This window comes from Ensifer sp. KUDG1 (assembly GCF_050434285.1).
In the GTDB taxonomy this organism is placed as follows: Bacteria; Pseudomonadota; Alphaproteobacteria; order Rhizobiales; family Rhizobiaceae; genus Ensifer.
The window spans coordinates 932,781-959,716 of sequence record NZ_JBNDIG010000001.1; the positions used below are offsets into that span (position 1 = coordinate 932,781).

Sequence of the window (26,936 nt, forward strand, 5' to 3'; positions counted from 1 at the left end):
CGTTCATTCGAATTCGGCGATGAAACCCGAGACCGGCCGCGATGGATCGCGCGCCTCCCAGGTGTCGACGTAGGCGGACAGGGGGACCTTGTTGGCCCGATAGGCCGCGTAAAGCGTTGCCGCCCCTGTCTTTTCCGGCGGCCGCCTGAACCATCTGCCGAAGTTGACGGCAGCACCCGTTGTCCATCTCCACCCTTCGGCACTGCCGTTTTCGTTTGAAAGCCCGAGCCATGGCCCGACCCGCCGGTGCTCGCCGCCTTCGAACGAACTGCTGAAGAACCGGTCGTCGGTATTCACGAGCGAGGCGACGAAGGTGTTTTCATCGCTGGAATCGATCGTGGCAAGGTGACCGCCGCAGCGCTCGGCGATCGCTTTTGCTTCCTGCCAGCCGATCTGCTGCCCGTCATAGGCCGCTGCATAGAGGTGTCCGGCAAAGGTGCCGTATATCAGTGGCAGAGGCGAAAGACACCGCACCATGGCGATCACCGGTTCGTCCTCCAGTCCCTCGAGATCGGTGGCGTCATAGCGCCGTGCGCTGGCGGCCGAAAGAATGTCCTGGTCGATGCGGGCAAAGGTGAGGCCCAGGCTCGCGCCGGTCTCCTGGTCGAGAAATCCGGATTGCTTCAGCCCGCGGGCCGCCTGAAACGCCGTGACCGCCCTGCGTGTCTGGCCACCGAAGGCGCCGTCCGTAGCACCCGTGTCGAAACCCTTGCTCTGCAGGGCCAGCTGCGCGGTCGCGCGCTTGTCCTTGCTGTCGAGCATCTTCTGTTCCTGCGCCATCGCAGCCAGCGATGATTTGAAGTCGTTGCTTTTGCCGAGCCGCTGAATGGACTGGCGCGCCGCGTCGGCATAGTTGCTCTCGCCATGTTTGGCGATGAAGCGCTTCCAGGTCCTGGCCGTGTCCACGCGCATCGCCTTGTTGAAGTCGAGCGCGGCGATATCGACATTGTCGGCTTTTAACGGTTGGGGTGCTTCAGCCGTGGCGCTGCCGTCGAGATAGAACTCCAGGTCGAGCGAGGAGAGGATCTGCGGCGACTGTTTGCCGCCCGTCGCCGAGCGCACCTCACGGATCACCCGCTTGAAGGCGGTGCCGATTTCGACCCCTGGGCCGGAGAGATTGGTGATCAGCGCCCGGGTGAAGGGCGAATGCCCGTCGGTTCCGTCGGCCGCCACCTGTCCGGGCGCCGCGGCAAAGGCAACGAGTGTGCCGGCGCCCTGCGTTTCGATCGGTGCGAGGCCTCTGGTGGCGCCGCCGCGGCTTGTGCCCGCCACGTCGCGGTTGAGCCTGTCTGCGAGCGGATTGTTGCGGCAGGCGTCGAGGAAGATCAGGGAGATTTTCGCGCGTTGTTCCAGCGCGTTCATGATCTCCGAAAGCGGCATGGTTTCGGCCGGAACGTCAAACTCGCTTTCGAGCCGCGCATCGGTGCCAACGAGAAAGTTCTCGCCGCGCAACTGCATGCCGTGACCGGCATAGTAGAACAAGGCGACATCGTTGGGACCAAGCTTGCGGGAGAAGCGCGCGAGCGCCTCGGCAAGACCGCGACGGTTCGTATTGAGCACCAGATCGGTCTCAAAGCTCTGCTCTTTAAGAAAAGCATCGAAGGCTTCGGCGTCGCGCACGGCATTCGGCAGCACGCCAGCCGCAACGTAGTCCGTCATGCCAACGACAAGCGCCAGCCGCCTGCCGTCTTCAGCGTGAGCGTGCCCGACGGCAAAAAGGACGATCACGACCGACAGCAGCCGGGATGTGATCAACATGCGCCATCTCATGACGGCCCTCCGAGCCCCTGAGCCGGAAACGGATTGTCTGAGCCGGGCCTCTTCATTCGAATTCGAGCACGACGCTGACAGCCGAGTTGCCTGGCCCCATATCGTCCCATGTGTCGAGATAGGCGTTGGTCAAATCGAGCCGACCTTCCCGGTGAAGGTAATACATCGCGGTATCGTCGCCCGGCTTGCTCTCGTTCGGCATCCCCGGAAACCACTTCGAATAGGTCAGGGCCTCGCCATCGTCCCACCGCCAGCCGCCTTTCGGCTCCTTGCCCTGCGGGTCTTGGACGAGCCCGATCCATGGGCCGATCTTGTAGCTGATGTTGTCCGGCGGGTAGTAACCCGTGTCGATAAAGGTCGGGTCCGCGTTGAAGAGCGAAGCGATGAAGCTGTTTTCCGCCTGAGATGAGATCGACGCGACGTGGGTGCCGCAGTTCTTGGCGAGGAGTTCGGCATAAAAGGCACGGGCTGGTCCGGTCCTTGCGACGACGTAGAGATGCCCTTCGAAGGCGCCGTAGACCGTTGGGGACCCGCCGAGACACTTGATGGCGGTAAGGACGCGCGGATCTGTCTCCAGCCCCTTGAGGTCGTTTATGTCGTAGACGCGCGCCGTCTTGGCGCTGTAGAGACCTTCGGCTGCGCCGTTGACTTTCACGCCGAGCTTTTCGGCCGTCTGTTCGGTGACAAAGCCCGTACCGCTCTGGCTGTTGGCGCCCTGGAAACGCTTGATGGCGTCGCGCGTCTGCCCGCCGAAAACACCGTCGGCAGTGCCGACGTCAAAGCCTCTTGCCGTCAGCGCCAACTGGATATCGCGTCGCCGGCCCTTGTCCGGCAACAGTCGCGCCTCGACGGCTTGCGGCAGATGCGACTGGTTGCGCACCGCCGCCGGTTCGATCTGCTCAAGCGTCCGGCGTGCGAGTTCGGCATATTCGCCGGTACGGTGCTTTTCGATGTAGAAGCGCCAGATCCGCGGCGTTCCGATCCTCAACGCCTTCTTGAAATCGACCTCTGCCACGAGCGCGGCGGGGTCGGCGGCCGGCACCGCGAGTGTCGGCTGGACGGCCTCAGGTCGCGGTTGCGGCGTTACGGTTTCGGGCCCGAAATAGAACTCCAGTGACAGGGACGACAGGATCTGCGGTTGCTGCTTGCCCTGCGTTTCCTTGCGCACGTCGCGCACGACCCTCTTGAAGGCGGTGCCAACCTCGAGACCGGCGCCGGAGAGATTGGCGATCAGCGCCCGGGTAAAGGGCGAATGCCCGTCGGTGCCGTCGGCGGCGACCTGTCCCGGGGCTGCGGCAAAGGCGACGAGCGTGCCGCCGCTCTGTGTTTCGATCGGCGCCAGGCCTCTCGTCGCGGCACCGCGGGTCGCACCCTCGACTTCGCGCGTCAGCCGCTCGGCGAGCGGGTTGTTGCGGCAGGCGTCGAGAAAGACCATCGAGATGCGGGCGCGCTTTTCCATCGCGCCGATGATCTCGGACAGCGCCACCGTCTCGGCCGGCACGTCGAATTCGCTTTCGAGCTTGGCATCGGTGCCAACGAGGAAATTCTCGCCGTGCAGCTGCATGCCGTGGCCGGCGTAGTAAAACAGGGCGGTATCGTCTGGCCCGATCTTGCGCGAAAACTCTGAGAGCGCGCCGGCAAGGCCGCGGCGATCGGCGTTGAGCACCAGGTTCGTTTCGAACCCTTGGCCCTTGAGGAAGGTGTTGAATGCTTCCGCATCGCGCGCGGCATTGGGCAGCGTTCCGGCGAGCACGTAATTGCTCATGCCGACGACGAGCGCCAGCCGCTTGCCGTTTCCTTCGGCAAAGGCATTGCCGCTTGCGAGCGGAACCGAAAGGGAGAGGAACAGCAGCATCACACGCCATTTCATGAGCGACCCTCCGACTTGCGCTCCGTTCAACGGCGCGGTCGCGCCTGATCGTTCTTTCACTCGAATTCAAGAATGAGACCGGCCGTTCCATCGGTTGGCCCCATGTCGTCCCAGGTGTCGACGTAGACGGATTTCGTGTCGGCCCTGCCTGTGCGCTGGGAGAAGTACATGCCGATGTCGTCGCCCTTCTTGTCTTCGTTCGGCATGTCCGGATACCACTTCGTGTAGGTCATCGGCGCGCCGTTATCCCAGTGCCAACCGCCTTTCGGCTCTTTGCCCTGCGGGTCCTGTGTCAGGCCGATCCATGGCCCCATCTTGTAGCTGACGTTTCCTCTCGGGTCGTATCCGGTCTCAAAGAAGCTCGGGTCGGAATTGAAAAGCGATGCAACGAACGCGTTTTCTTCCGGAGATGAAATCGAGGCGAGGTGGGCGCCGCAACCGCCGGCAATTCCCCGCGCATAGACGGCCAGGATCGTACCCGTGTGAACGGCGACATAGAGGTGCCCTCCGAACACGCCGTAGACGGTCTCGAAGTGGCGCAGGCAGGTCAGCGCCCGCAGGACGGTCTGATCGGTTTCCAGCCCCTCAAGGTTGGCGACGTCGTATCGCCGGGCTTTCGTCGCGCTGTAGATGCCTTCGGCACGGGCGTTGACCTTTATGCCGAGGGCGGCCGCCGTGTTCTCGGTGATGAAGCCGCTTGCCGGCTGCTGGTTGGTGCTTTGGAAGCGTTTGATCGCGTCCCTGGTTTGTCCGCCGAAGACGCCATCGGCCGTACCTGCTGCAAATCCCCGTGAGGCAAGCGCCAGCTGAATGTCTCGTCGTTGGTCCTTGCCCGGCAGGAGCTGCGCTTCGACGGCTTGCGGCAGATGCGCCTCGTTGCGCATGGCCGCCGGTTCGATCTGTGCCAGCGCTTGCCGTCCGAGGTCGGCATATTCGCCTGTTCGGTGCTTTTCGACGAAGAAGTGCCAGATGCGCGCCGTGCCGATCTTCAGCGCTTTCTTGAAGTCCTTCTCCGCTTCAAACGTTTCGGGATCGATGGCCGGTACGGTGAGTGCCGGCTGGACCGTCGCGCTCTGTGGCACGGTCGTCTGGACCGCAGGGGTCTGCACCACGGGGGTCGGCGGCGTTACGGTCTCCGGCCCGAAATAGAACTCCAGTGACAGGGAGGACAGGATCTGCGGTTGCTGCTTGCCCTGCGTCTCCTTGCGCACGTCGCGCACGACCCGCTTGAAGGCGGTGCCAACCTCGAGACCGGCGCCGGAGAGATTGGCGATCAGCGCCCGGGTAAAGGGCGAATGCCCGTCGGTGCCGTCGGCGGCGACCTGTCCCGGGGCTGCGGCAAAGGCGACGAGCGTGCCGCCGCTCTGTGTTTCGATCGGCGCCAGGCCTCTCGTCGCGGCACCGCGGGTCGCACCCTCGACTTCGCGCGTCAGCCGCTCGGCGAGCGGATTGTTGCGGCAGGCGTCGAGGAAGACCATCGAGATGCGGGCGCGTTTTTCCATCGCGCCGATGATCTCGGACAGCGCCACGGTCTCGGCCGGCACGTCGAATTCGCTTTCGAGCTTGGCATCGGTGCCAACGAGGAAATTCTCGCCGTGCAGCTGCATGCCGTGGCCGGCATAGTAAAACAGGGCGGTATCGTCTGGCCCGATCTTGCGCGAAAACTCTGAGAGCGCGCCGGCAAGGCCGCGGCGATCGGCGTTGAGCACGAGGTTCGTATCGAACCCCTGGCCCTTGAGGAAGGTGTTGAATGCTTCCGCATCGCGGGCGGCATTGGGCAGCGTTCCGGCGAGCACGTAATTGCTCATGCCGACGACGAGCGCCAGCCGCTTGCCGTTTTCCTCGGCAAAGGCGTTTCCCATGGTGAAAAGGACCATGAGCGCCGAAAGCAGCCAGGTTGTCAGATCTGCACGCCACCTCATGACCGACCCTCCGAGCCATCGAGACGGAAACGGATTGCCATGACGGGATATTCCTGGATGCACCCCCATCGCGCATCTGTATATTAGATAATTGTTATGTTTCGGGCAATGTCGGATCGGCTGGCGTGGCGCAGCCTTTTCAGGAATTTCGGCTGCAATTTGAAGCCACCGACACGTTTTGTGAGAAGTGAAGCGCGATGTGTAGCAATGTTACAGAAAATGATGCGCTGCAGCATAAATCTTCGCCGGGTGCATTTTCAGCCTGAAGCATATACTGTAAATCGTCATTAAAGACTGTTTCTGGGTGGAGAGCAGGCATGACGAAATGGGTTTATACCTTCGGTGGGGGCAAGGCCGAGGGACGTGCGGGTGATCGTGAACGCTTGGGTGGCAAGGGCGCCAACCTTGCCGAAATGTGCAACCTCGGGCTGCCGGTTCCGCCGGGCCTGACGATCATCACCGATGCCTGCAACAGCTTCTTCGACAATGAAAGGCAGATGCCGGATGGCCTGCGCGACCAGGTGCGCGAGGGGATCAGCCGGATGGAAGAGGTGACCGGCCGCGTCTTCGGCGACACCGCCCGGCCGCTGCTGCTTTCGGTTCGCTCGGGCGCACGCGCGTCCATGCCCGGCATGATGGACACGGTTCTCAACCTCGGTCTCAACGATCAGTCGGTGCATGCGCTCGGTCACGACGCAGGCGACGCGCGCTTTGCCTGGGACAGCTATCGCCGCTTCATCCAGATGTATGGCGACGTCGTCATGGGCGTCGACCACGACGTTTTCGAGGAAATCCTTGAGGACGAGAAGGCGCGCCTCGGGCATGAGCAGGATACCGAGCTTTCGGCTGTCGAGTGGCAGAGCGTCATCGCCCGCTACAAGGAAGCGATCGAGGAAGCGCTGGGCGAACCCTTTCCGCAGGACCCGGAGGTTCAGCTCTGGGGCGCGATCGGCGCCGTGTTTTCGAGCTGGATGAACCCGCGGGCGATCACCTATCGCCACCTGCACGCCATCCCCGCCGCCTGGGGCACCGCCGTCAACGTCCAGGCGATGGTCTTCGGCAATCTCGGCAATTCCTCGGCGACCGGCGTTGCCTTCACCCGCAACCCGTCGACCGGCGAGAACGAGCTTTACGGCGAGTTTCTGGTCAACGCGCAGGGCGAGGACGTCGTTGCCGGCATTCGCACGCCGCAGAATATCACTGAAGCCGCGCGCATCGGTTCCGGTTCCGACAAGCCGTCGCTGGAAAAGCTGATGCCGGAGGCCTTCGCCGAGTTTCGCTCGATCTGCGATACGCTGGAGCGCCACTATCGCGACATGCAGGATCTCGAATTCACCATCGAGCGCGGCACGCTCTGGATGCTGCAGACGCGCTCCGGCAAGCGCACCGCCAAGGCGGCGCTGAAGGTTGCGGTCGACATGGCGGAGGAGGGGCTGATCTCCGAACAGGAGGCCGTCGCCCGCATCGATCCCGCCTCGCTCGACCAGCTGCTGCACCCGACCATCGATCCGCACGCACGCCGCGACATCATCGGCTCGGGCCTTCCGGCCTCGCCGGGGGCTGCGACGGGTGAGATTGTCTTCACCTCGGAGGAAGCGGTGCAGGCCGACAAGGAAGGCCGCAAGGTCATCCTCGTCCGCGTCGAGACCAGCCCTGAAGACATCCACGGCATGCATGCCGCCGAAGGCATTCTGACGACCCGCGGCGGCATGACCAGCCACGCCGCCGTGGTTGCCCGCGGCATGGGCACCCCTTGCGTTTCGGGCGCCGGCAGCATCCGCGTCGATCTTCGCAACGAAACGCTGACCGCCGGCGGCGTAACGCTCAGGAAGGGCGACATCATCACCATCGACGGCTCGTCCGGCCAGGTGCTGAAGGGCGCGATCGCCATGCTGCAGCCGGAACTTTCCGGCGACTTCGGCAAGATCATGGCCTGGGCGGACGCGACGCGCCGGATGACCGTCAGGACCAATGCCGAAACGCCGGCGGATGCGCGCGCCGCACGCTCCTTCGGTGCCGAAGGCATCGGCCTCTGCCGCACGGAGCACATGTTCTTCGAGGACGACCGTATCAACGTCATGCGCGAGATGATCCTCGCCGACGACGAAGACGGTCGCCGTTCGGCGCTCGCCAAGCTCCTGCCGATGCAGCGCTCGGATTTCGCCGAACTGTTCTCGATCATGCACGGCCTGCCGGTGACGATCCGCCTGCTCGACCCGCCGCTGCACGAGTTCCTGCCGAAGACCGACGAGGAGATCGCCGACGTTGCCGGCGCGCTCTCGCTCGATGCGTCGGAACTGCGCCAGCGTGTCGACGAACTGCACGAGTTCAATCCGATGCTCGGCCATCGCGGCTGCCGGCTGGCGATTTCCTATCCGGAGATCGCCGAGATGCAGGCGCGCGCCATCTTCGAAGCGGCCGTCGAAGCGGCGCACGAGACCGGAGCGGCCGTCGTTCCCGAAATCATGGTGCCACTGGTCGGCCTCAAGGCCGAGCTCGATTACGTCAAGGCGCGCATCGATGCGGTCGCCAAGGAGGTGATCGGCGAAGCCGGCATCGGCATCGACTATCTGGTCGGAACGATGATCGAATTGCCACGCGCAGCCCTGCGTGCCGGTGTGATTGCCGAAGCGGCCGACTTCTTCTCCTTCGGCACCAACGACCTGACGCAGACGACCTTCGGCATCTCGCGCGACGACGCCTCGCAGTTCCTGGCGACCTACCAGCAGAAGGGCATCATCGAGCAGGATCCCTTCGTCTCGCTCGATTTCGATGGCGTCGGCGAACTGATCCAGATCGCAGCGGAGCGTGGTCGTCGCACCAAGAACGGCCTGAAGCTCGGCATCTGCGGCGAACACGGCGGCGACCCGGCCTCGATCCGCTTCTGCGAAGATGCCGGCCTCGACTACGTCTCCTGTTCACCCTTCCGCGTGCCGATCGCCCGGCTCGCAGCAGCCCAGGCTGCGATCAACGGCAAGGGGTAACAAGCCAAGAGCCAGCGCCGCCCAGGCGGTGTTGGCTCGGCCGTGATCGCCTCATTTGGCCTGGACGATCACCGGTCGCGAGACGATGACGGGGCGGTCCCAGCCCCACATCATCATGTCGTTCTGATAGCGGAAGGCGCGCGATTCGGCGCGGCGGTCGAGTTCGATCCGCTGCAGGCAGGTGGCAAACGCATCGGTGCCGCGGCGGAAGCCGTAGGATGCGCAGGTGTTGCCGTCGGCGATGCGCCTTTCCTCCGGCGTCATCGTCTGGCACGCCGTTAAGAGAAGCGCAGCTGCGATAAGGATGGACAATCGGGTCATCATGGTTCTCGCGCCTCCTGGGCACAACCGGGTCGTGTGAAGCCGTAGCGGTGTGCGTCTCGCCGTGAGCGATCGAGCGGCACGGCACCAAAGCCTCGAATCACAATCAATATAGGGACTTGTATCGAGAATCGAAACGAGTGGCGGCGATTCTGTGTCGAGTTCGCGGTTGTACGCGAAGCGGCGTCACCGACTGGTTGTTGCCGTGTCGGCGGGCCTATCGGAAGAGGGGAGAAAAGATCTTTGCGCGGCGGCCTGGTCGTGCTTGCGCAGCCTGTGAAAAGCCTTCCTGGCAGCTCGCGAACGCGCCGGGCTCAAGTCGGACGATCCATTTTTCCCTGTGCGGGCAGCCGCGTTACATGCGTTCGAGCACGCCGACAAAGGACTCTGCAAAGCGCTCGAGGTCGCGCGTGCTGTCGCTCGGATGTTCGATGCGGACGGCCCGGCCCTGTTCGTCGAGGCAGGCAAACAGGATCGAAGCATCGCCTCCCACGTCAGCCATACGGAGCACGGCGATGCTCCGGCAGTCTTCGATCAGATCGCAGGCGGGTAGGGCAAAGAGAAACTCGCCGCCGGCGTTGTCTGCGACCGTGCGGACGAAGCTGGTGAAATCGGCATTGTTGCCGGAAAAACCATCGAGGGAGAGTTCGAGCTCAAGGAGCCCCATGGGGATGCCGCCGTCTCCGGCCGGAAGGGCAGAGGGGGTGGCGATGGCCACGGCTGCTTGCGATGCGCCCATTGTCGGTTCTCCGTCGATTGCCGAGCGCCCTCGCTTGATGCCGCGCGCCGGCCGTTGCCTCCGATTGAAACGCCGCGTGCCCTTTGAATCCCGGGCGCGCGGGCACATTCCCATGTGTTGATAGGTGGTTAACGAGAATGGCGATTTTGCGGCGAAGCATAAGGGAGGCCCGGCGCGCGGTGTCGAGCTGCCGCATTGCCTGTTTCCTCGGCACGGGGCATGGTCTAAGAATGCGGTCTGTTTCGCGGCAGGGAATTGATTCAACTACATGATGGTCCGGTATGAGCGCCCCTATTCCTTTGCCGCCCATTGGGCGCGCCGCTTCGCCCGTGTCTCCTTCCTGCTCTTTGTGCTCTCGCTGCTGGCGCATCGCTTCGGACCGCTGACGACGCCGCATTTCCTCGCCCTTATCGGTCTGGCCGGCATCTTTGCCCTGTTGGGCGTGCTGTTCGCCGTCGTCGGGCTGGCGCGCCTGTGGCAGGTTGCGGCGATCGGTGGTCTGGCGTCTGCTGCAGCCCTTGTCTATGCCGCGCCGGCGCTTGGCTTCATCGGCTATGGCGTCGTCCAGTATCTGACCCGCCCGGAGATTTACGACGTCAGCACGGATACCGTGACGCCGCCGCCGTGGCTCAAGGTGCCGCAGGCGGAGGAGAGCTGGCTGAAGCGCAAGGCGGCGGTAACGCCTCAGGACCGCGAAGCACAGATCCTCGCCTATCCGGCCCTCACCGGCCGGCGCTACGATGGTGCGCTCGACCGCGTCTATCAGGGCGTGCGCAATGTCATCGAACAGAACCGCGTCGGCATCACCGAGGAGCTTGGGGTCGAGAATGCCCGCGCCGATCTGGAGGATCTCGCAGTGCGGCCGAATGCGGGCGCGGACACGAACGCCGAGCCGGAAAATGTACCCGTTCCGGCGGCGCGTCCGGAGATGGCTCTCGAAGGCGCGATTGCCGGCCGCCGCGCCAGCGATGTCGTGCTCCAGGGCGAATGGCGCACGCTGATTGCAGGCTTCCGCTTCGATGTGTTGATCCGGCTGCGCGAAGAGGCGGAGACCACCTTCGTCGACCTGCGGGTCGCCTCGCGCTACGGGCCTCATGATCTCGGCATGGGCGCCGCCTTCGCCGACCAATTCCTGCGCGGGCTCGATGCTGAGCTGCTGGGCATTGCCGGAGACTGACCGGCCGAAAGCCCGCCAGAAAACATCATTCGTTTGCGAGCGCTTCGTCCTACAGGTCGTCCGTCGGCTCGCCCGCTGGTCGTAGCCAGCCGCGATAACGCACGATCAGACCGGTCAACGGGCTTTCGACCTCCACGTGGAAATGAAACAGGCCGTCGCGATCTTCCTCGAAAGTCCGGCCACCGGGTGCAAACAGCAGAGGGAGCGGAAGGCCGAGGAAGGACCAGGCGCGCACCGAGAGGTGCAGGCGGTTTCCCCTGGGCTCCAGCGCGCAGAGGACGCGGAACGGTCCGAAATCTTCCGCGAGCAGTTCCTCGTTCCGCCGTTTGGCCCCTTGTTGCGAACTGCGCAGGACTTTCCCGCCAAAGCGGCGGGTCCAGACTTCCCGACCCTTGCCGCATGCGAAGTGGATTTCGACCGGAACGTCCGCGCCGGCGCGGGGAAAGCCGAGGATTGAGGCGACAAGTCGCGCTCCTATCGAGCCACCGCGCTCGATGACCGCGCGCCCGCGAAAGGTGGCATGCCCCTCTGGCCGGCCATGCAGGGCGCGGATCGATGCGGGCACGTCGTCCCACCGCCGGCCGAGGATCTGGCGGTAGAGGCTTTGTTCCTGGGCCATGTCCTCCGTCGTCATGCGATGAAGCGTCCGCGCTCCTCGGGCGTCGGCACCATGCAGCTCTGGCGGCGGCCGGCGATGCGGTAGCGGTTTCTCGCCACGAGATCATAGAGCAGTTCGCGAAGGGCAGCGGGCAGGATCCGGAAAATGTTGGCGAGCGACCACGGCAGGCCCAGCCGCGCAAGCGCGCGGATCGACCCGTCGGACTTGAAGCGGGCGACGCCGTCCTCGATCAGCATGTTGCTCTCGAAGCGGACGGTATCGAGCCCGTAGTGTCGGTAGAGCGCCTGACCAAGCGGCGACTGGGCGGTGAGGTAGCGATATTGTGCCTGCCGGTCATGGCGAAGCAGGAAGCGCACCCAGCCGGAACAGAAGATGCATTCGCCGTCGAAGACGATTACCGGCTTGTCGTCGGCAAAGGCGGGCACGGAAGCATCGTTGCGATAGCTGTAGGCCTCGCGCCGCATGATCAGCCGGCTCCGCCGGGCGCCAGCCTATAGGCGCCGAGAAGCGAGGGCGGGCCATCGGTCTCGATCCGCCCCTGCTCGATCAGGTCTTCGAGATGGGCGAGCACCGAAAGTGCAGCCGCCCCATGCAGCCGCACGTCGGTGGAGGCATAGATGACCTTGACCATGTCGGGGATATGGCTGTCACCGGCGCGGATGCGTTCGAGCACGGCGCGCTCGCGCATCTTTCGATGGGCGCGCAGGCCCCGCAGGAAAGAGGCAGGCTCGCTTACCGGCCCGCCGTGACCGGGCAGGTAGAGACGTTCGTCGCGGGAAAGCAGCTTTTCAAGCGAGGCCATGTAATCCGCCATCGCGCCATCCGGCGGCGCGACGATCGTCGTCGCCCAGGCCATGACATGGTCGGCGGAAAAGAGAATACCGGTGCCATCGAGCGCGAAGGCCATGTGGTTGGCCGTATGGCCGGGCGTGGCAAGCCCCGTCAGGCTCCAGCCGTCACCCTCGATACGCCCGCCGTCGGCAAGCACGAGATCGGGGACGAATTCCATGTCCGAACTCTCGGCGAAGGGATTGCTCTCGCCCGCATGCAAGGGACGGGCGGAGCGGTGTGGGCCTTCGCCGACGATCACCGCACCTGTGGCAGCCTTCAGCCGACGCGCCAGCGGCGAGTGGTCGCGATGCGTGTGGCTGACGGCGATATGGGTGACCTCGCGGCCGGCGAGCGCCGTCATCAGCGCCTGGAAATGTGCCTCGTCATCGGGACCGGGATCGATGACGGCAACGGAGCGCTTGCCGACGATGTAGCTATTGGTTCCGTGAAAGGTGAAGGGACCGGGATTGTTGACGGTGATGCGCTGCACGTCGTCGGCGACCGTCACGGCCTCGCCATGGGCCGGCTTGAAATCGAGATCGAAATCCGGGCCCTGCATGCGTCTCTTCCTGGATTTCACTTGTATTCGATCTCGATGAACGACATCGGCTCGGCTCCGGCATTGACGACATTGTGCGCCACGCCCGCCTCACGGCGGTAGGCGGCCCCCTTGGCGATGTCGACCCGGCGGCTGCCCGCCTCTTCCTCGAGCAGAAACTGGCAGTCGGTCATCGGCACCACCACATAGCCGAGCCCATGCACATGGTGGCCGGTGTCGGCCCCGGGCTCGAAATCCCAACGGGTGACCCTGACGACTGCGTCGTCGACGAGGACGGTTGGAACGGCAGGGGGGCGGGCGCGAAACTGGCTCATGAAACTCTCCATCTGCCGGGACAATAGGAGGTGCGGCCAGCGAAGGGAAGGGTCCATCCGGTACCCGCCGTGAGTGCCGTTCTGCGTCGTCGCCAACAAATCCGCCGAAAATTCAACTTAGTGCCAACTTAGTGATTGTGACGGGCGGCGAGCTTTGATAATCAGGCGCTCGATTTGGCGGACGTATCGTCCTGCCAATCCGTTGGGGCGTCGCCAAGCGGTAAGGCACCGGTTTTTGGTACCGGCATTCCCAGGTTCGAATCCTGGCGCCCCAGCCACATTTCTCGAGGCAGCTGATCCATTGGGCGAGCGCGCGCGCCGGATATGCATGCACTCTTGTCAAGTCACCCTGCAACTGACACGCTAGTTTCGTTGATTCCAACATGTGTGAGGGAGAAGATGGCTCACAAATTCGAAATCTACAAAGACAAGGCTGGCGAGTTTCGCGTTCGCTTCAAGTACAACAGCGAAATCATGTTCTCGACCGAGGGCTACAAGACCAAGGCCAGCGCGCAGAACGCCATCGACTCGATCAAGAAGAACGGTCCCGACGCACCCGTCGAGGACAACAGCAACGGCTGAGTTCGACGCAATCCCCTAGAAAAAACCCGCCGATTTTCACCGGCGGGTTTTTTGTTTGTTGCGTTAGCCTGCGGTTGCCGCCGGCTTGGTCTGGGCCGGAGCGCCGAGGAACTCTTCGCACCAGCTCGGGCCCTCGGCGCGCTTGCGGTCGCCGGCAATGTGGATCGAGCGGATGACGTAGTCGGACGAGACGGTCAGCTGCACGGCGCAGCTCAGATATTCGGTGCGCGCCGAGGAAATGCGCTTGCCGCGCTTGCCGTCCTTGGTGGTTTCGTACTGCGCAGGGATCTTGCGGGTCTTGTAGCCGCCCTTCCAGCTATAGACCGTGGAGCTGCCGCTTTCGACGTCGGAGATCGGCGGACCGTATTGGGCGAAGAAGCCGCCGGCCGGCTGGCCGAGCCAACGGGCTTCGACCGCGTTCCTGGAAATCCCCGTTCCGGTCGTCGTGCAGCCGGCGAGCACGAGCGCGAGGCCCGCCACCGTCATCATGCGGAAGTTCATGTTTCTGCCCCTTTGGCTCTCGTTCTGAAATAGGCATGGCGCGCAAACCCGTGTCCCCTGGTTTTCCGCGCTTTCCGTTGAGCCTCTAGCGCCAAAAGAGACGAAAGGAAATGCACGCAACGGCTCCTGTTCCAGGAAATTATGAAGCGTTGCAGAAAGTCCCTATCGCGCGGTCTGCCGGGCGCTGTCGGCGCAGACAAGGGCCATTCTCCGCCTCCGTTTTCCACCGTCACAAATTTTTTGGAAAAGGCGCAATGTTTTTCGAGATAGGCGCTTGTGAAATCAAAATGCCTGTTCTATAGAGGCGCCGCTGGTCACGGAGTGTAGCGCAGTCTGGTAGCGCACCACGTTCGGGACGTGGGGGTCGCAAGTTCGAATCTTGCCACTCCGACCAGCCAAATCAATTGCTTAGTCGATCTTTCCCGAAATATGCGCCAGCCGCGGATCGACTGCAGGCCGCTTCAATCATCACCGTTGGAACGTATTCGCCGCCTGTGCCGCGTGTTTCTGTGGTTTCGGACGCAAGGGCAGATTGCGTCCTTTTTGATCGGCAAGCGCCGGCTGGCCAACCAAAACGGCCTTGCACGGTTTGCGTCAGTCAGTTGAAAAGGCTTGAAACGCTTTGCTCGCGGGCGGTGCGGGCGAGGGCCTCGCCCAGCAGCGGCGCAACGGTGATCCGGCGGATATTGGCGGTCTGGCGCTGCGCATCGGTGTCCTGAATGGAATCGGTCAGCACCAGTTCCTTGAGGTTGCTGGCACCAATGCGCTCGCAGGCGCCCCTGGAGAGCACGCCATGGGTGATGTATGCCGAGACCTCTCGTGCACCCGCCTCCAGCAATGCGTCAGCCGCATTGATCAAGGTCCCGCCGCTATCGATGATGTCGTCGATCAAAAGGCAGGTCTTCCCGGAGACGTCACCAATGATGTTCATGACCTCCGACACGCCGGCGCGGGGGCGCCTCTTGTCGACGATCGCAAGATCGGTGCCAATGCGCTTGGCGATGCCGCGCGCCCGTGCCACGCCGCCCACATCTGGCGAAACGACCATGAGATTTCCGACATCGTAGCGCTCCTTGATATCGCGCGTCATCACCGGCGCCGAATACAGGTTGTCGGTCGGTATATCGAAAAAGCCCTGAATCTGATCCGTGTGCAGATCCAGCGTCATAACCCGGTTGACACCCGCACCGGCGATCATGTTGGCGACCAGCTTGGCTGAAATCGGCGTGCGGCCAGTGGCCCGGCGGTCCTGGCGGGCATAGCCGAAGTAGGGGATGACGGCGGTGATCCGGCGCGCAGACGAACGGCGCAGCGTATCGGTCAGGATCAGGAGCTCCATGAGGTTGGCGTCGGCGGGCGTGCTCGTCGACTGGAGGATATAGACGTCCTCACCGCGCACGTTCTCATGGAGCTGAACGTTGACTTCCTGGTCGGCGAAGCGCTCGACCGTACAGTCCGTGAGGGGAAGATTGAGGTATCTGGCGATGGCTTCGGCAAGGGCGCGGTTGGAGTTACCGGTCACCAGCTTCATGAGCGCAATCCTGTTTCAGGGAGCCTTCGAGGCAGCTTTAGAGCCTCGCTGACGGATTCACAACCAATGCGGCACATTTTTGTGACGCACCCGGTTTGGGTTGACGGTGATGGTTCTTCCCGTTGCTGCAGTCCGGTGCCGTTCGTCGCCCCTTCCAAGCCGTTGGTCGAATAGAGGTGTATTTGCAGCCGGCTCGCTCTGTCGGTCCAGCGGCGAAGTCTCTAGCGTTCCGCCATTCGATGCTGACGACGAGGAACGGACATGTCGATCAAACACCTATCCATTGCGGCGGTTCTGCTGGTGGCCGGCCATTCGGTGGCGGCGGCGCAGAGCTGCGAGAAGAATTTCAAGGCAAACGGCGTGCCGCTGGTGACCCCTGTTTTCTATAAGACCTGGCAGGAGTTCCCGAAGCTGAAGCCCGAGACCGCTCTGCAGCGCATGGCGCGTGGCGTCGCGGCGGAAGGCTTTTCCGGGATCGAGATCAACAAGGCACTCGGAACCATCGAGGCCTATCAGGATACCGCCGGTTCCGGACGCCTGCAGACATTGCGGGTCGTCGCCCGCAAACGCGGTTCAGGCACGCGGGTTGATGCGATGTTTGATATTCAGGTGGGACAGGTGGCCACCAAGCAGGTGGTGCAGGAAGGGCTCTGCAACATCATTCGGTCCGCAACCGAATAGGGACACCCTGCGCACGCCTCCTGGCGTGCGCTGATAAATGAGTTTGCGTGCCGCCAATCGGCCTTGGAGCGCTCGGTAGGCCGGTCAGCCCTGCTTTTCGAGCGCCTTCAGCGCAGTTTGGGCAACGGCCTGCGCCTGCAGCATCGAGGTGAAATTGCCCTGTGCGGGGTAGGTGACGCCGCGATGCTTGATGACGAAGCACCATTTGCCGTTCTGGCGCTTTTCCACCGTCACGCTCGTTTCCGGCTGGTTCGTCATCGTCGTCTCCCTCAAGATCCCGTGCTTTCGCTGTCTTGATCTGCCTGATATCCCCAGGACGTGGTCGCTGTCCATATGCGTCGCTTTTATGTCGGTTTCTTCGGTTTCATCGACACAAAGTTGCGGCAGGTGGCGTTTTTTGTTCGAAGTGTGTTGAAGCCGCCCGCGGGCGGACCTAGACAGCGGCCATCACGTAAGGAGTAAGATTTTGAAGGCCGTTGCATCGTTTTCCCAGTTTGTCGGACGCACATTCGCGCTCTGGGTCATTGTTTTCGCCATTCTCGGGTTCGTCTTCCCGGATATTTTCAAGCAGGTCACGCCCTATATCGTCACCCTGCTCGGCATCATCATGTTCGGCATGGGCCTGACGATCTCGCTCGACGATTTCAAGGAAGTCGCCAGGCGTCCGTTTGAGGTCGGTATCGGCGTGGTCTCGCAGTTCCTCATCATGCCGCTGCTCGCGGTTCTGCTGACGGCCGTGATCCCGATGTCGCCGGAGGTGGCCGCCGGCGTGATCCTCGTCGGTTGCTGCCCGGGCGGCACCTCGAGCAATGTCATGACCTATCTTTCCAAGGGCGATGTCGCACTTTCGGTCGCCTGCACCAGCGTCACCACGCTGCTTGCGCCGATCGTCACGCCGTTCCTCGTCTGGACATTTGCGAGCCAATATCTGCCTGTCGATGCGACCGCGATGTTCATGAGCATCGTCAAGGTGGTGTTGCTGCCGCTGGCGCTGGGCTTTTTCCTGCAGAAGCTTTTGCCGGGTCTGGTCAAGGCGGCGGTGCCTGCGCTGCCGCTCGTCAGCGTCGCCGGCATCGTCTTGATCGTTGCGGCCGTCGTCGGCGCCAGCAAGGGCGCGATCGCCAGCTCCGGGCTGCTGATCTTTGCCGTTGTCGTCCTGCACAATGGCCTCGGCTATCTCCTGGGCTTCTTCGCCGCCAAGGTGGCTGGGCTGTCACTTGCCAAGCGCAAGGCGATCGCCATTGAGGTTGGCATGCAGAACAGTGGCCTCGGCGCGGCCCTCGCCAATACCTATTTTTCGCCGGTGGCAGCGGTACCGAGCGCGATTTTCAGCGTATGGCACAACATTTCCGGTGCGCTCCTTGCCAATTATTTCGCAAGCCGCACGGAAGACGAAACGGCCGAGCCGGTGGTCAGCACCCGCTGACTGGGCGTTGGAGACGTGACAGCAGGAGAGGGCCCGCAGCGGCCCTTTTTTGTTTGGCCTACCGTACCTGACGGTCAGGCGGACTGTCCCACGACGTTCGAAAACGGTGAAACAGCCCTGTCGATCCTCATGATCGATGCGCCAAATTACGAATGCGAAACCGGATTGGAAGGCTCGGTTGTGGCGACCTCGTGCCAAGGTGAAGCATTCGTCAGTTCTGTCCCTGAATGGGACAGTCTCGTGCATGCGGACAAGCTTCGAAGACGGCGGCCGAACGCTTGGGCCCGACAGTGTGACGTCGTCGGTGAAAGCGCTATCGTTCACATGGAAACACGGCGTTCATCAAACGGTGTCTTATCAGTGTGAACAATAGGGGCGATATTTCCATCAACACTTGTCTTTGCCCGAGAGGCCCGGATGTTGAAGGAACCGATTTTCACCTTTCGCGAGATCGCCATTTGGTCCGCCATCCTTGGCAGCGTCGTCGGCTACCAGCTCTGGCAGCATGCGGATCCTGCGCCGCTGACGATCACTCTGCCCGCGATCGAGCAGCAGCTTTGAGACGATGGCGCCGGTAGGTGCTACGCCGCCGGCACGTCATAGAAAGGCGCGCCGGCAGTGATCGCCGACGGATCTCAACCGCCCAAGTAAACAAAAAAGGGGGCCGTTCGGCCCCCTTTTGCTGTGTGTGATGTCGCTCAACCGTCGATGTCGTCGATGATCTCGACGGCGCGGCCGGCGCTCACGCGTCGGACTTCGGCTTCCTCGCGGCGGCCGGCGAAGAGTTCGGTCGCCATCAGCTGGTCGGCAAGGTCGGCCGGCAGCGAGAGGATGACGCGGGCATCTTCCGTGTGGATGCCGCCGAGCGCCGAGCGCTTGGCCGTGATCATGCCGCCGGCCACCGTGTTGTTGGTGTCCGGATCGATCAGGATGAAGGCGCCGGTGGTGCGGTTCTGCTCGTAGCTGTCGAAGATCGCCTGCTCATCGAAGGCAAGATGCACCTTGCCGATCGCGTTCATCGGCAATTGCTCGGCCTGGTTCCACTTGCCGGTCTGCAGATCGAGCTGGCTTGCCGGCTGCACCTGGACGCGCTGGCGGCGGCTGCCGCTCTTCAACCAGTAGCGCTTGCCGGGCTGAATGCCCTCGGCCTGCAGCGCGACGAGCTGGGCGTCGAAGGAAAGGCCCGTCAGCGGCTGGCTGTCGATCGCCACGATCATGTCGCCGCGCGAGACGTCCACCTGGCGGTCGAGCACGAGCGTGATCGCGTCGCCAGCCACCGCCGCGTTGCGCACCAGGTCGAAGGTGACGATCTTGGTGACGTTGGCGACCATGCCCGAGGGCAGGATCACGACGCTGTCGCCGGGCTTGACCGAGCCGCCGGCAACCGTGCCCTGATAGCCGCGGAAGCTTTCGCCCGGACGCGAGACGCGCTGCACCGGCAGGCGGAAACCGACCGTCTGGGCCGAACGGGTCGTCGCCAGTTCCAGCACTTCGATCAGCGTCGGGCCGTCATACCAGGGCATGGAGGCGCGGCCGTCATAGACGACGTTCTCGCCCTTCAGCGCCGAGACCGGAATGGCGGTGACCTGGCGTACGCCGAGCGACAGCGCCAATTCCCTGAACTCGTGGCTGATCTCTTCGAAGCGGGCGCGGTCGTAGTCGGTCAGGTCGATCTTGTTGACCGCCAGCACGAACTGCTTGATGCCCATCAGCGTCGCGATCGTCGCATGCCGGCGGGTCTGTTCAAGCAGGCCGACGCGAGCGTCGACGAGCAGCACGGCGAGATCGGCGGTCGAGGCGCCGGTCGCCATGTTGCGAGTGTATTGCTCGTGGCCGGGCGTGTCGGCGACGATGAAGGAGCGCTTGTCGGTCGAGAAATAGCGATAGGCGACGTCGATGGTGATGCCCTGTTCGCGCTCCGCCTGGAGGCCGTCGAGCAGCAGCGCGAAATCGGGCAGGCCGAGGTCGTTCTGCTTGCCTTTGGAATCGCGCTGCAGCGTTGCCGCCTGGTCTTCCTTGACCGCCTTGGTGTCCCAGAGCAGGCGGCCGATCAGCGTCGACTTGCCGTCGTCGACCGAGCCGCAGGTGATAAGCCGAAGCGGGCGGCTGTCACGGGTGGCGCGCGCCGGCTCCTGCGCCGGAAAGGCCAGAACCTCGCCGGCTTGAGCGTGCTCAACGGCATTCGCGGTTGCGGTTGCGGTCATCAGAAATATCCTTCGCGCTTCTTCTTTTCCATCGAACCGGACTGGTCACGGTCGATGGCGCGGCCCTGGCGTTCGGAAACGGTCGCGGTTTCGAGTTCGGAGATGATGTCGTCGAGCGTCGTCGCGTTCGAGCGGATGGCGCCGGTCAGCGGGAAGCAGCCGAGCGTGCGGAAGCGGATCACTTCCTCGCGCTTGGTCTCGCCCGGCAGCAGTTCGAGGCGCGGATCTTCGGCGAGGATCATCATGCCGTCGCGTTCGACAATCGGGCGCTTTTCAGCAAAGTAAAGCGGAACGATCGGAATGTCCTCGGCCTGGATGTAGCGCCAGATATCGACTTCGGTCCAGTTGGACAGCGGGAAGGCGCGCACGCTCTCACCCTTGCGGATCATGCCGTTGTAGACGTTCCACAGTTCCGGGCGCTGGTTGCGCGGATCCCAGCGATGATCCGGCGTGCGGAAGGAGTAGATGCGCTCCTTGGCGCGGCTTGCCTCTTCGTCGCGACGCGCGCCGCCGAAGGCTGCGTCGAACTGGCCGGCGTCGAGCGCCTGGCGCAGCGCCTCGGTCTTCATGATGTCGGTATAGAGCGCCGAGCCGTGGGTGAAGGGCGTAACGTTCTCGGCGGCACCGCGCGGATTGACGTGCTCGATCAGGTCGAGGTCGTAGCGCTCGACGATCTCGTTGCGGAACGCGATCATCTCGGCGAATTTCCAGCCGGTGTTGACGTGCAGCAGCGGGAAGGGCACGCGGCCGGGATAGAAGGCCTTGCGCGCCAGATGCAGCAGCACGGAAGAATCCTTGCCGATCGAATAGAGCATGACCGGGCGTTCGAACTCGGCGGCCACTTCGCGGAAGATGTGGATCGCTTCGTTTTCCAGTGCCTTCAGATGCGGATCGAGCGGCGGCTTGGCGCTCTGCGGGTTATGCAGTTCCGTTTCCGGATGGATATGGGGCATTTCAGTCTCCGGGAGGATTTTTCTTGGGACGGGCGCGCCAGCTTCAGGCGGCGCTGCTGGAATTGGGGATGATGGAGCTTGCGGCGGCTTCCGGAACGTGCAGACCACATTCGCGCTTCTCGTCGTTCTCCCACCACCAGCGGCCGGCGCGCTCGGGCTCGCCCGGCTTGATGGCGCGGGTGCAGGGCTCACAGCCGATCGACGGATAGCCGCGGGCATGCAGCGGGTTGACCGGAACGGCATGCGTGGCGACGTAGCTGTTGATGGTCTCGATGTCCCAGTCGGCCAGCGGATTGATCTTGATCAGGCCGCGTTCGGCATCTGCCTCGGCAAAGGGTGTGGAGGCGCGGTTGCCCGACTGGCCACGACGCAGGCCGGTGATCCAGAAGCTTGCCCCTTCGAGTGCGCGCGCAAGCGGCTTCAGCTTGCGCACGTCGCAACAGGCATGTCGTGCTTCGACGCTTTCGTAGAAGCCGTTGAGGCCGTAACGCGCTGCGTAAGCGTCGATGTCGGCCTTTTCCGGATGGTAGCGCTTGATCAGGATGTCGAAGGCTTCTTCCGTCTTGTCGATCAGCGCTGCGGTCTCATTGAAGAGGCGGCCGGTCTGAAGCGTAACGACATCGACGGAGAGCTTGTTCTTGCCGATCGCGGCGGTAATCACCTGGTCCTCGATGCCGAGCGAGGTCGTGAAGACCGCCCGCCCTTCAAGGCTTGCGACGAGCGCCAGCCGCCCGGCGAGATCGAGGCCTTCGAGCCTCTCGTTCAGTGCCTTGGCGGTGGTTTCGAGGGATGACGTGGTCATGGCTGCGTCCTGTTCCAACTTGGGCGGAATATCGCAGCCGAACAGGTCAATGGACAGAAATAGCGGTTTCTAATGCTGTTTGTTTGGAGCAAATCTGCCTCTCATATCGAAAGGCAGCGAAAAACCCAATATAGACTAGTAATTTACTAGATTTAATACTGTACTGCTTGCGGCTGCTGGGTCGTAAAAAAGCAAAAGGCGCGAACACTGCTGTCCGCGCCTCCCTGGTTGGCAATCGACCGGATCGTCAGAACTCCGCCCAGCCGTCCTCCTGTGGCCGTGCGCTGCCGCGATAGGCGCTTGCGAGCTTGCGGGTCAGGGCCCGTGCGGGCGAGGGGGCTGCACTTTCCGTGACAGCACTTGCCACGCGGCGCGGCGCGGCCGAAGCGCCGTTGCCGGTCCTGAAGCGCATCAGGAGGTCGTTGAGCGCGCCGGCCTCGCGGGCAAGACTGTGGCTGGCGGCGGTCGATTGCTCCACCATGGCCGCGTTCTGCTGCGTTCCCTGGTCGATGGCGTTCACCGCCGTGTTGATCTGCTGGATGCCGGCTGCCTGTTCGCGGGCGCTTTCGACGATCGCCGTCACGTGGCTGCTGATCTCCTTGACCTCGACAATGATACTTTCGAGCGCGGCGCCGGTCTCGCGCACCAGGGTCACGCCGGATTTGACCTGCTGGCCGGATGTGGCGATCAGCACCTTGATCTCCTTGGCGGCCTGGGCCGAGCGCTGAGCGAGCTCACGCACCTCCTGGGCGACGACGGCAAAGCCCTTGCCGGCTTCGCCGGCGCGGGCCGCCTCAACGCCGGCATTGAGCGCGAGCAGGTTCGTCTGGAAGGCGATATCGTCGATGACGCCGATGATGCTCGAGATTTCCCGCGACGAGGCTTCGATGCCGCTCATGGCAGTGACCGCATTGCCGACGATTTCGCCCGATTTCTCCGCAGCACCGCGCGTGCGGGTCACCAGCGTACCCGCCTCTTCTGCGCGCCGGCTGGCATCGGCGACGGTGGTGGCGATCTGGTCGAGTGCGGCGGCGGTTTCCTCGACCGAGGCAGCCTGCTGTTCCGTGCGCTTGGAGAGGTCGCCCGCCGCCGAACGGATTTCGCTGGCGCCGGCATTGATGCTGCGGGCGTTCTCGCCGACCGAGCGCAGAGCATCCTCAAGGTTGGTGACGGAGCTGTTGAAATTGGTGCGCAGCGCGTCGAGCCGATCGGCAAGCGGCGTTTCGATCCGGAAGGTGAGGTCACCTTCGGCAAGGCGATCGAGGCCAAAGCCAAGCGCACTGACCGCCGTCTGAACCTCCGCGGCCTCTTTCGCCTTCTGCGCTTCGCGCTGCTCGCGCTCGCGCTCCGACAGCGAACGGCCGGCCTCCGCCTCCTGCTCCAGCCGCTGGCGTTCCAACGCATTGTCGCGGAAGACGGCGACCGCGCCGGCCATCTGGCCGATCTCGTCGCGGCGCCCTTCGCCGAAGATCAGTGTCTTGAGATTGCCGGCGGCCAGCTGGCGCATGGCTTCGCGCAGCTTGGTCAGTGGGCGCAGCAGGCCGGCAATGACGAACCAGATGGTCGCGCCGAGCATGAGCAGGGCGAAACCGGCAATCACGCTTTGCCAGAGTGTGAGGTTGTTCTTCTCGGACTTCGCCGCTTCGAGCTCGGCGTTGGCCTCCGAAAGCTGCAGCTTGATCAGGTCGCTGATCGGCGCAGCGAGGGGATCGACGGAGGAGTAAAGCTTGGTATCGACGAAGCGTTCGAGTTCGGCCTTGTCCTGACGCTGCATGATCTGCACGAGATCGCGGATCGACGCATCGCTTGCGATGCGCGCCTTGTCGAAAATCTCGGTCAGCTTCTTCTCCTCGGGCGTAAGCCGCGTGGCTTCATAGGTGCGCCAGCGCGTGTCGATGGTTAAGAGGGCCAGGTCGATCGCCTTTGCTCCGGCCGCCCAGTCCAGGGCGCCGCTGCGAACCTTGTGGGTGGTGTCGACGATTTCGACCGCATACATGTCGGACACCGTTTTCAGATGATCGACCGGCAGCAACCGGTCGGCGACAATCGATTCGGTGCGTTTGGAGATGGAAGTCATCGCACTGAAGGCCGTGACGATCATGACCAGCATGGCGACGGCGAGCAGGGACAGACACACGAGCAGGCGTGCTTTGATTGTCATGAATAACGCTCCGCGGTTGCCCGCAAGGCAAATCATCCTCGGCCGATGCCGCGGGGATGGCCGCAAAGGCATCGGTAAGCGAGCTCGCCTTGGCAGGGGAGTGATGTCGATGATGGGATGGAGCACGCGATATTGCGCGGCGAAACTGCCGTCATGGCACGTTCGCCCAGCGTTCACTCCGTCTCATATAGACATAACAACCGGAGATTAAGAATGGCTAAATTTTAAGCTGTTCATGAATTCGACATGCAACTTTCGGTCACGGCGGTTATCGCCGCGCCAGACAAGGTCGGCGCCCTTCTCTTCAAGAAGTGTTGAACGCTCAGCGCTTCCGTCAACGGCTGTTCAGGTCCAAACTTGCGGCTCCCCGAGGCAAACGAAGGAGCAGGTCGATGCTGGATGCCATTTCACGCAGAGGTTTAGCTGGCGTTATGATCGCCGCCGTGCTGGCCACCGGCGCTTATGCCCATCACGGCTGGTCCTGGGCCGAGGCCGACCAGATCGAGCTCAAGGGCACGATCCGCGAAATCTCGATGGCACCGCCGCATCCGACGCTTCAGGTCGAATCGACCACGGACGGGACCTGGCACGTCGAACTCGGCAATCCCCGCCAAACGGAACGTTCAGGCTTTATCGAGGGTTCGGCCAAAACTGGCGACGAGGTCGTTGTTCTCGGCAATCGCTCGCTCGACCCGAACGAAAAGCGCATGAAGGCCGTGCGGATCACGGTCGCGGGCAAGACCTATGACATCTATCCGGAACGCATCCGGGCTGGGGGATGAGTCCGGCCGAGCTTGCCGAATGGGTCTCCGGCTGGCCGGTTGGGGCAGCACTCAGGCGCTCGGTGCTGCTCTATCTCGTGGTCAGTGCGGCCCACATCCTGGCGATCGGGCTCTTGATCGGCGCGATCGTGCCGCTCGACCTGCGGCTGCTGGGGCTCCTCGGACATGCGCCGGTCGACGTGCTCGGCCCGTTCCTTACGCGCGCCGCCGCCATCGGCCTCCTGCTGGCTGTCGCCACCGGGTTCTGCCTCTTCAGCGTCAGGCCCGCGGCCTATCTCGCAAATCCGGCATTTCTGGCGAAGCTCGCATTGCTGGCGCTTGGCGTCCTCAATGCGCTGTCGCTGCGCCTGGGTACGGCCTGGCGGACCGCCTTGACGGGTGGCATGATAGCCCTCCGTCTGCGGCTGCAGGCGCTCGTTTCGCTGGCCCTGTGGCTCGCCGCAGTGCTCGCCGGCCGCTGGATCGGCTTCATCGGATAGCCGCTTACCGGTCGCTGACCTGCCAGCGCGGGTTGATCCAGGGCTCCTGGTTGGAGCGGGCGAGCGGCTGCTTGCCAAGAATATGGTCGGCCGCCTTCTCCCCGGTCATGATCGACGGGCTGTTCAAGTTGCCATAGGTCACGTGCGGGAAGATCGAGCTGTCGGCGACACGCAAGCCATCGACGCCGATGACGCGGGTCTCGGGATCGACAACCGCCATCGGATCGTCCTTGGCGCCCATCCGGCAGGTGCCGCAGGGGTGGTAGGCGCTTTCCAGATGCTCGCGCAGGAACGCGTCGATCTGTTCGTCCGACTGGACGTTCTCACCCGGCTGGATCTCCGGGCCGCGGTAGTGGTCGAAGGCCTTCTGGCCAAAAATCTCGCGGGTGAGGCGCACGCAGTGGCGGAACTTTTCCCAGTCCTCCGGATGGCTCATGTAGTTGAAGCGGATAACCGGATCGGCCATCGGGTCGGACGAGCGCAGCGTGACATTGCCGCGTGACTTCGACAGGTTGTAGCCGACATGCACCTGGAAGCCGTGCGTGTTGGCAGCGGCCTTCCCGTCATAGCTGATTGCCACCGGCAGGAAATGGTACTGGATATCCGGCTGCTTGACGCCGGGGGCCGAGCGCAGGAAGGCGCACGCCTCGAACTGGTTGGAGATACCGAGGCCTTTCTTGAAGAACAGCCACTGCGCACCGGCAACGCCCTGCCAGAACCAGGGCAGCCAGGAATAGAGCGACACCGGCTTGGTCGAGACCTGTTGGAAATAGAACTCCATATGGTCCTGCAGGTTTGCGCCGACACCCGGCCGGTCGACCTTCACCTCGATGCCCATGTCCTTCAGGTGCTGGGCCGGGCCGATGCCCGAGAGCATCAACAGTTTCGGCGAATTGAACGAGGATGCCGAGACGACCACTTCGCGGTTGGCCTTGACGATCTCGATCTTGCCGGCGCGCTCGATTTCGACACCGGTCGCTCGCCCGTTCTCGATGACGATGCGGCGGGCGAAACAGCGCACCAGCGACACGTTCTGCCGCTTCATCGCCGGCTTCAGATAGGCGTTTGCCGCCGACCAGCGCCGGCCCTGCCAGACCGTCTGTTCCATCAGCCCGAAGCCTTCCTGCTTCGAGCCGTTGTAATCGTCGGTCACTTCGAAACCGGCCTGCTGGCCCGCTTCGATGAAGGCATGGAACAGCGGGTTGTGCACCGGCCCGCGCTTGACGTGCAGCGGTCCGTCGGTGCCGCGCCAGCCAGCTTCTCCGCCGTGACTGTTTTCCATACGCTTGAAATAGGGCAGCACATCCGCGTAGGCCCAGCCGCGCGCGCCGAGGTCTTCCCAGCGATTGAAGTCTTCCGCATGGCCGCGCACGTAGACGAGGCCGTTGATCGAGGACGAGCCGCCGATCACCTTGCCGCGCGGCGCGGTGATACGCCGGTTGTTGAGGTTCGGCTCGGGTTCGGAGAGGTAGCCCCAGTTGTAGCGCTTCATGCTCATCGGCCAGGCAAGCGCTGCCGGCATCTGGATGAAAGGGCCTGCATCCGTGCCGCCATATTCCAGCACCAAAACGGTATTCTTGCCGTCTTCCGAGAGACGATAGGCGAGCGCCGAACCGGCGGAGCCGGAGCCGATGATGATGTAATCTGCCTGCATAAGCGTGGTCTTTCTTCTAGCTGGATGCCCCTCGGCACGCCTTCATCCGCGCGGTGAGGGGGCGCCCCTCATCC

The 26,936-nt window shown here is 63.3% G+C and carries 25 protein-coding genes and 2 tRNA genes; 10 read left to right on the forward strand and 17 right to left on the reverse strand.

Going from position 1 to position 26,936, the window contains the following annotated elements:
- Positions 1–3 precede the first annotated feature (3 nt).
- The 3 genes from M2267_RS04525 to M2267_RS04535 all read right to left on the reverse strand — a co-directional run bounded on the left by M2267_RS04525 (position 4) and on the right by M2267_RS04535 (position 5,562).
- Positions 4–1,758: a caspase family protein gene (locus M2267_RS04525; protein WP_429112764.1), complete on the reverse strand. Its 1,755-nt coding sequence runs from the start codon at positions 1,756–1,758 to the stop codon at positions 4–6.
- Positions 1,759–1,822: 64 nt separating this feature from the next.
- Positions 1,823–3,640: a caspase family protein gene (locus M2267_RS04530; protein ID WP_429112767.1), complete on the reverse strand. Its 1,818-nt coding sequence runs from the start codon at positions 3,638–3,640 to the stop codon at positions 1,823–1,825.
- A gap of 56 nt (positions 3,641–3,696) precedes the next feature.
- The gene (locus M2267_RS04535) at positions 3,697–5,562 is read right to left on the reverse strand and encodes a caspase family protein (RefSeq protein ID WP_429112769.1); all 1,866 of its coding nucleotides are present in this window, start codon (positions 5,560–5,562) and stop codon (positions 3,697–3,699) included.
- A gap of 317 nt (positions 5,563–5,879) precedes the next feature.
- On the opposite strand from M2267_RS04535, the gene ppdK reads away from it, so the two are divergent.
- Positions 5,880–8,546 (forward strand): pyruvate, phosphate dikinase, encoded by a 2,667-nt coding sequence (ppdK, locus tag M2267_RS04540; protein WP_043616713.1) that lies wholly within the window; start codon positions 5,880–5,882, stop codon positions 8,544–8,546.
- Positions 8,547–8,597: 51 nt separating this feature from the next.
- Here ppdK and M2267_RS04545 read toward each other — a convergent pair whose 3' ends face one another.
- Complete coding sequence (locus tag M2267_RS04545) at positions 8,598–8,870, reverse strand: hypothetical protein (protein WP_043616716.1); 273 nt, start codon at positions 8,868–8,870, stop codon at positions 8,598–8,600.
- A gap of 352 nt (positions 8,871–9,222) precedes the next feature.
- Positions 9,223–9,606 carry a hypothetical protein gene (locus M2267_RS04550; protein ID WP_043616720.1) on the reverse strand — a complete coding sequence of 128 codons (384 nt, stop codon included), beginning with the start codon at positions 9,604–9,606 and terminating at the stop codon, positions 9,223–9,225.
- A gap of 268 nt (positions 9,607–9,874) precedes the next feature.
- Here M2267_RS04550 and M2267_RS04555 point away from each other — a divergent pair, with 268 nt between their 5' ends.
- Positions 9,875–10,783, forward strand: a complete 909-nt coding sequence (locus M2267_RS04555) for a DUF1499 domain-containing protein (protein WP_043616723.1) — start codon at positions 9,875–9,877, stop codon at positions 10,781–10,783.
- A gap of 49 nt (positions 10,784–10,832) precedes the next feature.
- Here M2267_RS04555 and M2267_RS04560 read toward each other — a convergent pair whose 3' ends face one another.
- The 4 genes from M2267_RS04560 to M2267_RS04575 are packed head-to-tail and all read right to left on the reverse strand — an operon-like array spanning position 10,833 to position 13,106.
- Complete coding sequence (locus M2267_RS04560) at positions 10,833–11,417, reverse strand: DUF4166 domain-containing protein (RefSeq protein ID WP_429112773.1); 585 nt, start codon at positions 11,415–11,417, stop codon at positions 10,833–10,835.
- Entirely contained in the window at positions 11,414–11,866 is a 453-nt protein-coding gene (locus M2267_RS04565; protein WP_429112776.1) for a thiol-disulfide oxidoreductase DCC family protein, read from the reverse strand. Before M2267_RS04565 ends, M2267_RS04560 begins: the two co-directional genes overlap by 4 nt.
- A gap of 2 nt (positions 11,867–11,868) precedes the next feature.
- Positions 11,869–12,792 (reverse strand): MBL fold metallo-hydrolase, encoded by a 924-nt coding sequence (locus tag M2267_RS04570; protein ID WP_402323158.1) that lies wholly within the window; start codon positions 12,790–12,792, stop codon positions 11,869–11,871.
- A 17-nt stretch (positions 12,793–12,809) separates the two neighbouring features.
- Positions 12,810–13,106 carry a cupin domain-containing protein gene (locus tag M2267_RS04575; RefSeq protein ID WP_043616738.1) on the reverse strand — a complete coding sequence of 99 codons (297 nt, stop codon included), beginning with the start codon at positions 13,104–13,106 and terminating at the stop codon, positions 12,810–12,812.
- A 203-nt stretch (positions 13,107–13,309) separates the two neighbouring features.
- Between M2267_RS04575 and M2267_RS04580 the strand changes: the two genes are divergently transcribed.
- Positions 13,310–13,384 (forward strand) — tRNA-Gln (locus M2267_RS04580).
- 121 nt (positions 13,385–13,505) lie between these two features.
- The gene (locus M2267_RS04585) at positions 13,506–13,688 is read left to right on the forward strand and encodes a YegP family protein (RefSeq protein WP_043616741.1); all 183 of its coding nucleotides are present in this window, start codon (positions 13,506–13,508) and stop codon (positions 13,686–13,688) included.
- 63 nt (positions 13,689–13,751) lie between these two features.
- Here the strand turns inward: M2267_RS04585 and M2267_RS04590 are convergent, their stop codons facing one another.
- Positions 13,752–14,189, reverse strand: coding sequence for a hypothetical protein (locus tag M2267_RS04590; RefSeq protein WP_034801335.1), 438 nt, complete (start codon positions 14,187–14,189; stop codon positions 13,752–13,754).
- A gap of 317 nt (positions 14,190–14,506) precedes the next feature.
- On the opposite strand from M2267_RS04590, the gene M2267_RS04595 reads away from it, so the two are divergent.
- Positions 14,507–14,583, forward strand: a tRNA-Pro gene (locus tag M2267_RS04595).
- Between the two features lie 204 nt (positions 14,584–14,787).
- On the opposite strand, the gene M2267_RS04600 is transcribed toward M2267_RS04595, so the two are convergent.
- Entirely contained in the window at positions 14,788–15,720 is a 933-nt protein-coding gene (locus tag M2267_RS04600; RefSeq protein ID WP_043616745.1) for a ribose-phosphate pyrophosphokinase, read from the reverse strand.
- Positions 15,721–15,987: 267 nt separating this feature from the next.
- On the opposite strand from M2267_RS04600, the gene M2267_RS04605 reads away from it, so the two are divergent.
- Complete coding sequence (locus M2267_RS04605; protein WP_043616768.1) at positions 15,988–16,401, forward strand: hypothetical protein; 414 nt, start codon at positions 15,988–15,990, stop codon at positions 16,399–16,401.
- An 84-nt stretch (positions 16,402–16,485) separates the two neighbouring features.
- Here the strand turns inward: M2267_RS04605 and M2267_RS04610 are convergent, their stop codons facing one another.
- A complete protein-coding gene (locus M2267_RS04610) occupies positions 16,486–16,659 on the reverse strand; it encodes a hypothetical protein (RefSeq protein ID WP_192447550.1) in 174 nt (57 codons plus the stop codon).
- A gap of 208 nt (positions 16,660–16,867) precedes the next feature.
- Between M2267_RS04610 and M2267_RS04615 the strand changes: the two genes are divergently transcribed.
- A complete protein-coding gene (locus tag M2267_RS04615) occupies positions 16,868–17,827 on the forward strand; it encodes a bile acid:sodium symporter family protein (RefSeq protein WP_429112781.1) in 960 nt (319 codons plus the stop codon).
- A gap of 417 nt (positions 17,828–18,244) precedes the next feature.
- Positions 18,245–18,388 carry a hypothetical protein gene (locus tag M2267_RS04620; protein ID WP_089045238.1) on the forward strand — a complete coding sequence of 48 codons (144 nt, stop codon included), beginning with the start codon at positions 18,245–18,247 and terminating at the stop codon, positions 18,386–18,388.
- Positions 18,389–18,525: 137 nt separating this feature from the next.
- Here the strand turns inward: M2267_RS04620 and cysN are convergent, their stop codons facing one another.
- The 4 genes from cysN to M2267_RS04640 all read right to left on the reverse strand — a co-directional run bounded on the left by cysN (position 18,526) and on the right by M2267_RS04640 (position 23,947).
- Positions 18,526–20,031 carry a sulfate adenylyltransferase subunit CysN gene (gene cysN, locus M2267_RS04625; protein WP_429112782.1) on the reverse strand — a complete coding sequence of 502 codons (1,506 nt, stop codon included), beginning with the start codon at positions 20,029–20,031 and terminating at the stop codon, positions 18,526–18,528.
- Complete coding sequence (gene cysD / locus M2267_RS04630) at positions 20,031–20,984, reverse strand: sulfate adenylyltransferase subunit CysD (protein ID WP_043616754.1); 954 nt, start codon at positions 20,982–20,984, stop codon at positions 20,031–20,033. Before cysD ends, cysN begins: the two co-directional genes overlap by 1 nt.
- A 43-nt stretch (positions 20,985–21,027) precedes the next feature.
- Entirely contained in the window at positions 21,028–21,786 is a 759-nt protein-coding gene (locus M2267_RS04635) for a phosphoadenylyl-sulfate reductase (protein ID WP_429112785.1), read from the reverse strand.
- Between the two features lie 247 nt (positions 21,787–22,033).
- Complete coding sequence (locus M2267_RS04640; RefSeq protein WP_429112786.1) at positions 22,034–23,947, reverse strand: HAMP domain-containing methyl-accepting chemotaxis protein; 1,914 nt, start codon at positions 23,945–23,947, stop codon at positions 22,034–22,036.
- Between the two features lie 392 nt (positions 23,948–24,339).
- Between M2267_RS04640 and M2267_RS04645 the strand changes: the two genes are divergently transcribed.
- Together M2267_RS04645 and M2267_RS04650 are read left to right on the forward strand one after the other, a co-directional pair.
- Entirely contained in the window at positions 24,340–24,729 is a 390-nt protein-coding gene (locus tag M2267_RS04645; RefSeq protein ID WP_429112788.1) for a DUF6152 family protein, read from the forward strand.
- Positions 24,726–25,208, forward strand: coding sequence for a DUF6644 family protein (locus tag M2267_RS04650; protein WP_429112789.1), 483 nt, complete (start codon positions 24,726–24,728; stop codon positions 25,206–25,208). The genes M2267_RS04645 and M2267_RS04650 overlap by 4 nt, the downstream gene beginning before the upstream one ends.
- A 4-nt stretch (positions 25,209–25,212) precedes the next feature.
- Here M2267_RS04650 and betA read toward each other — a convergent pair whose 3' ends face one another.
- On the reverse strand, positions 25,213–26,862 hold the full coding sequence (gene betA, locus M2267_RS04655) for a choline dehydrogenase (protein ID WP_429112790.1): 1,650 nt from the start codon (positions 26,860–26,862) through the stop codon (positions 25,213–25,215).
- Positions 26,863–26,936 lie beyond the last annotated feature (74 nt).

Bases quoted from the DNA above. Each gene is read 5' to 3' on its own strand.
- M2267_RS04550 (WP_043616720.1), bottom strand. From the start codon at position 9,606: ATGGGCGCATCGCAAGCAGCCGTGGCCATCGCCACCCCCTCTGCCCTT.
- M2267_RS04610 (WP_192447550.1), bottom strand. From the start codon at position 16,659: ATGACGAACCAGCCGGAAACGAGCGTGACGGTGGAAAAGCGCCAGAAC.
- M2267_RS04575 (WP_043616738.1), bottom strand. From the start codon at position 13,106: ATGAGCCAGTTTCGCGCCCGCCCCCCTGCCGTTCCAACCGTCCTCGTC.
- betA (WP_429112790.1), bottom strand. From the start codon at position 26,862: ATGCAGGCAGATTACATCATCATCGGCTCCGGCTCCGCCGGTTCGGCG.
- M2267_RS04635 (WP_429112785.1), bottom strand. From the start codon at position 21,786: ATGACCACGTCATCCCTCGAAACCACCGCCAAGGCACTGAACGAGAGG.
- M2267_RS04535 (WP_429112769.1), bottom strand. From the start codon at position 5,562: ATGAGGTGGCGTGCAGATCTGACAACCTGGCTGCTTTCGGCGCTCATG.
- M2267_RS04560 (WP_429112773.1), bottom strand. From the start codon at position 11,417: ATGACGACGGAGGACATGGCCCAGGAACAAAGCCTCTACCGCCAGATC.
- M2267_RS04585 (WP_043616741.1), top strand. From the start codon at position 13,506: ATGGCTCACAAATTCGAAATCTACAAAGACAAGGCTGGCGAGTTTCGC.
- M2267_RS04570 (WP_402323158.1), bottom strand. From the start codon at position 12,792: ATGCAGGGCCCGGATTTCGATCTCGATTTCAAGCCGGCCCATGGCGAG.
- M2267_RS04545 (WP_043616716.1), bottom strand. From the start codon at position 8,870: ATGATGACCCGATTGTCCATCCTTATCGCAGCTGCGCTTCTCTTAACG.
- M2267_RS04590 (WP_034801335.1), bottom strand. From the start codon at position 14,189: ATGAACTTCCGCATGATGACGGTGGCGGGCCTCGCGCTCGTGCTCGCC.
- M2267_RS04620 (WP_089045238.1), top strand. From the start codon at position 18,245: ATGTTGAAGGAACCGATTTTCACCTTTCGCGAGATCGCCATTTGGTCC.
- cysN (WP_429112782.1), bottom strand. From the start codon at position 20,031: ATGACCGCAACCGCAACCGCGAATGCCGTTGAGCACGCTCAAGCCGGC.
- M2267_RS04600 (WP_043616745.1), bottom strand. From the start codon at position 15,720: ATGAAGCTGGTGACCGGTAACTCCAACCGCGCCCTTGCCGAAGCCATC.
- M2267_RS04650 (WP_429112789.1), top strand. From the start codon at position 24,726: ATGAGTCCGGCCGAGCTTGCCGAATGGGTCTCCGGCTGGCCGGTTGGG.
- ppdK (WP_043616713.1), top strand. From the start codon at position 5,880: ATGACGAAATGGGTTTATACCTTCGGTGGGGGCAAGGCCGAGGGACGT.
- M2267_RS04640 (WP_429112786.1), bottom strand. From the start codon at position 23,947: ATGACAATCAAAGCACGCCTGCTCGTGTGTCTGTCCCTGCTCGCCGTC.
- M2267_RS04565 (WP_429112776.1), bottom strand. From the start codon at position 11,866: ATGCGGCGCGAGGCCTACAGCTATCGCAACGATGCTTCCGTGCCCGCC.
- M2267_RS04555 (WP_043616723.1), top strand. From the start codon at position 9,875: ATGATGGTCCGGTATGAGCGCCCCTATTCCTTTGCCGCCCATTGGGCG.
- M2267_RS04525 (WP_429112764.1), bottom strand. From the start codon at position 1,758: ATGTTGATCACATCCCGGCTGCTGTCGGTCGTGATCGTCCTTTTTGCC.
- M2267_RS04530 (WP_429112767.1), bottom strand. From the start codon at position 3,640: ATGAAATGGCGTGTGATGCTGCTGTTCCTCTCCCTTTCGGTTCCGCTC.
- M2267_RS04645 (WP_429112788.1), top strand. From the start codon at position 24,340: ATGCTGGATGCCATTTCACGCAGAGGTTTAGCTGGCGTTATGATCGCC.
- cysD (WP_043616754.1), bottom strand. From the start codon at position 20,984: ATGCCCCATATCCATCCGGAAACGGAACTGCATAACCCGCAGAGCGCC.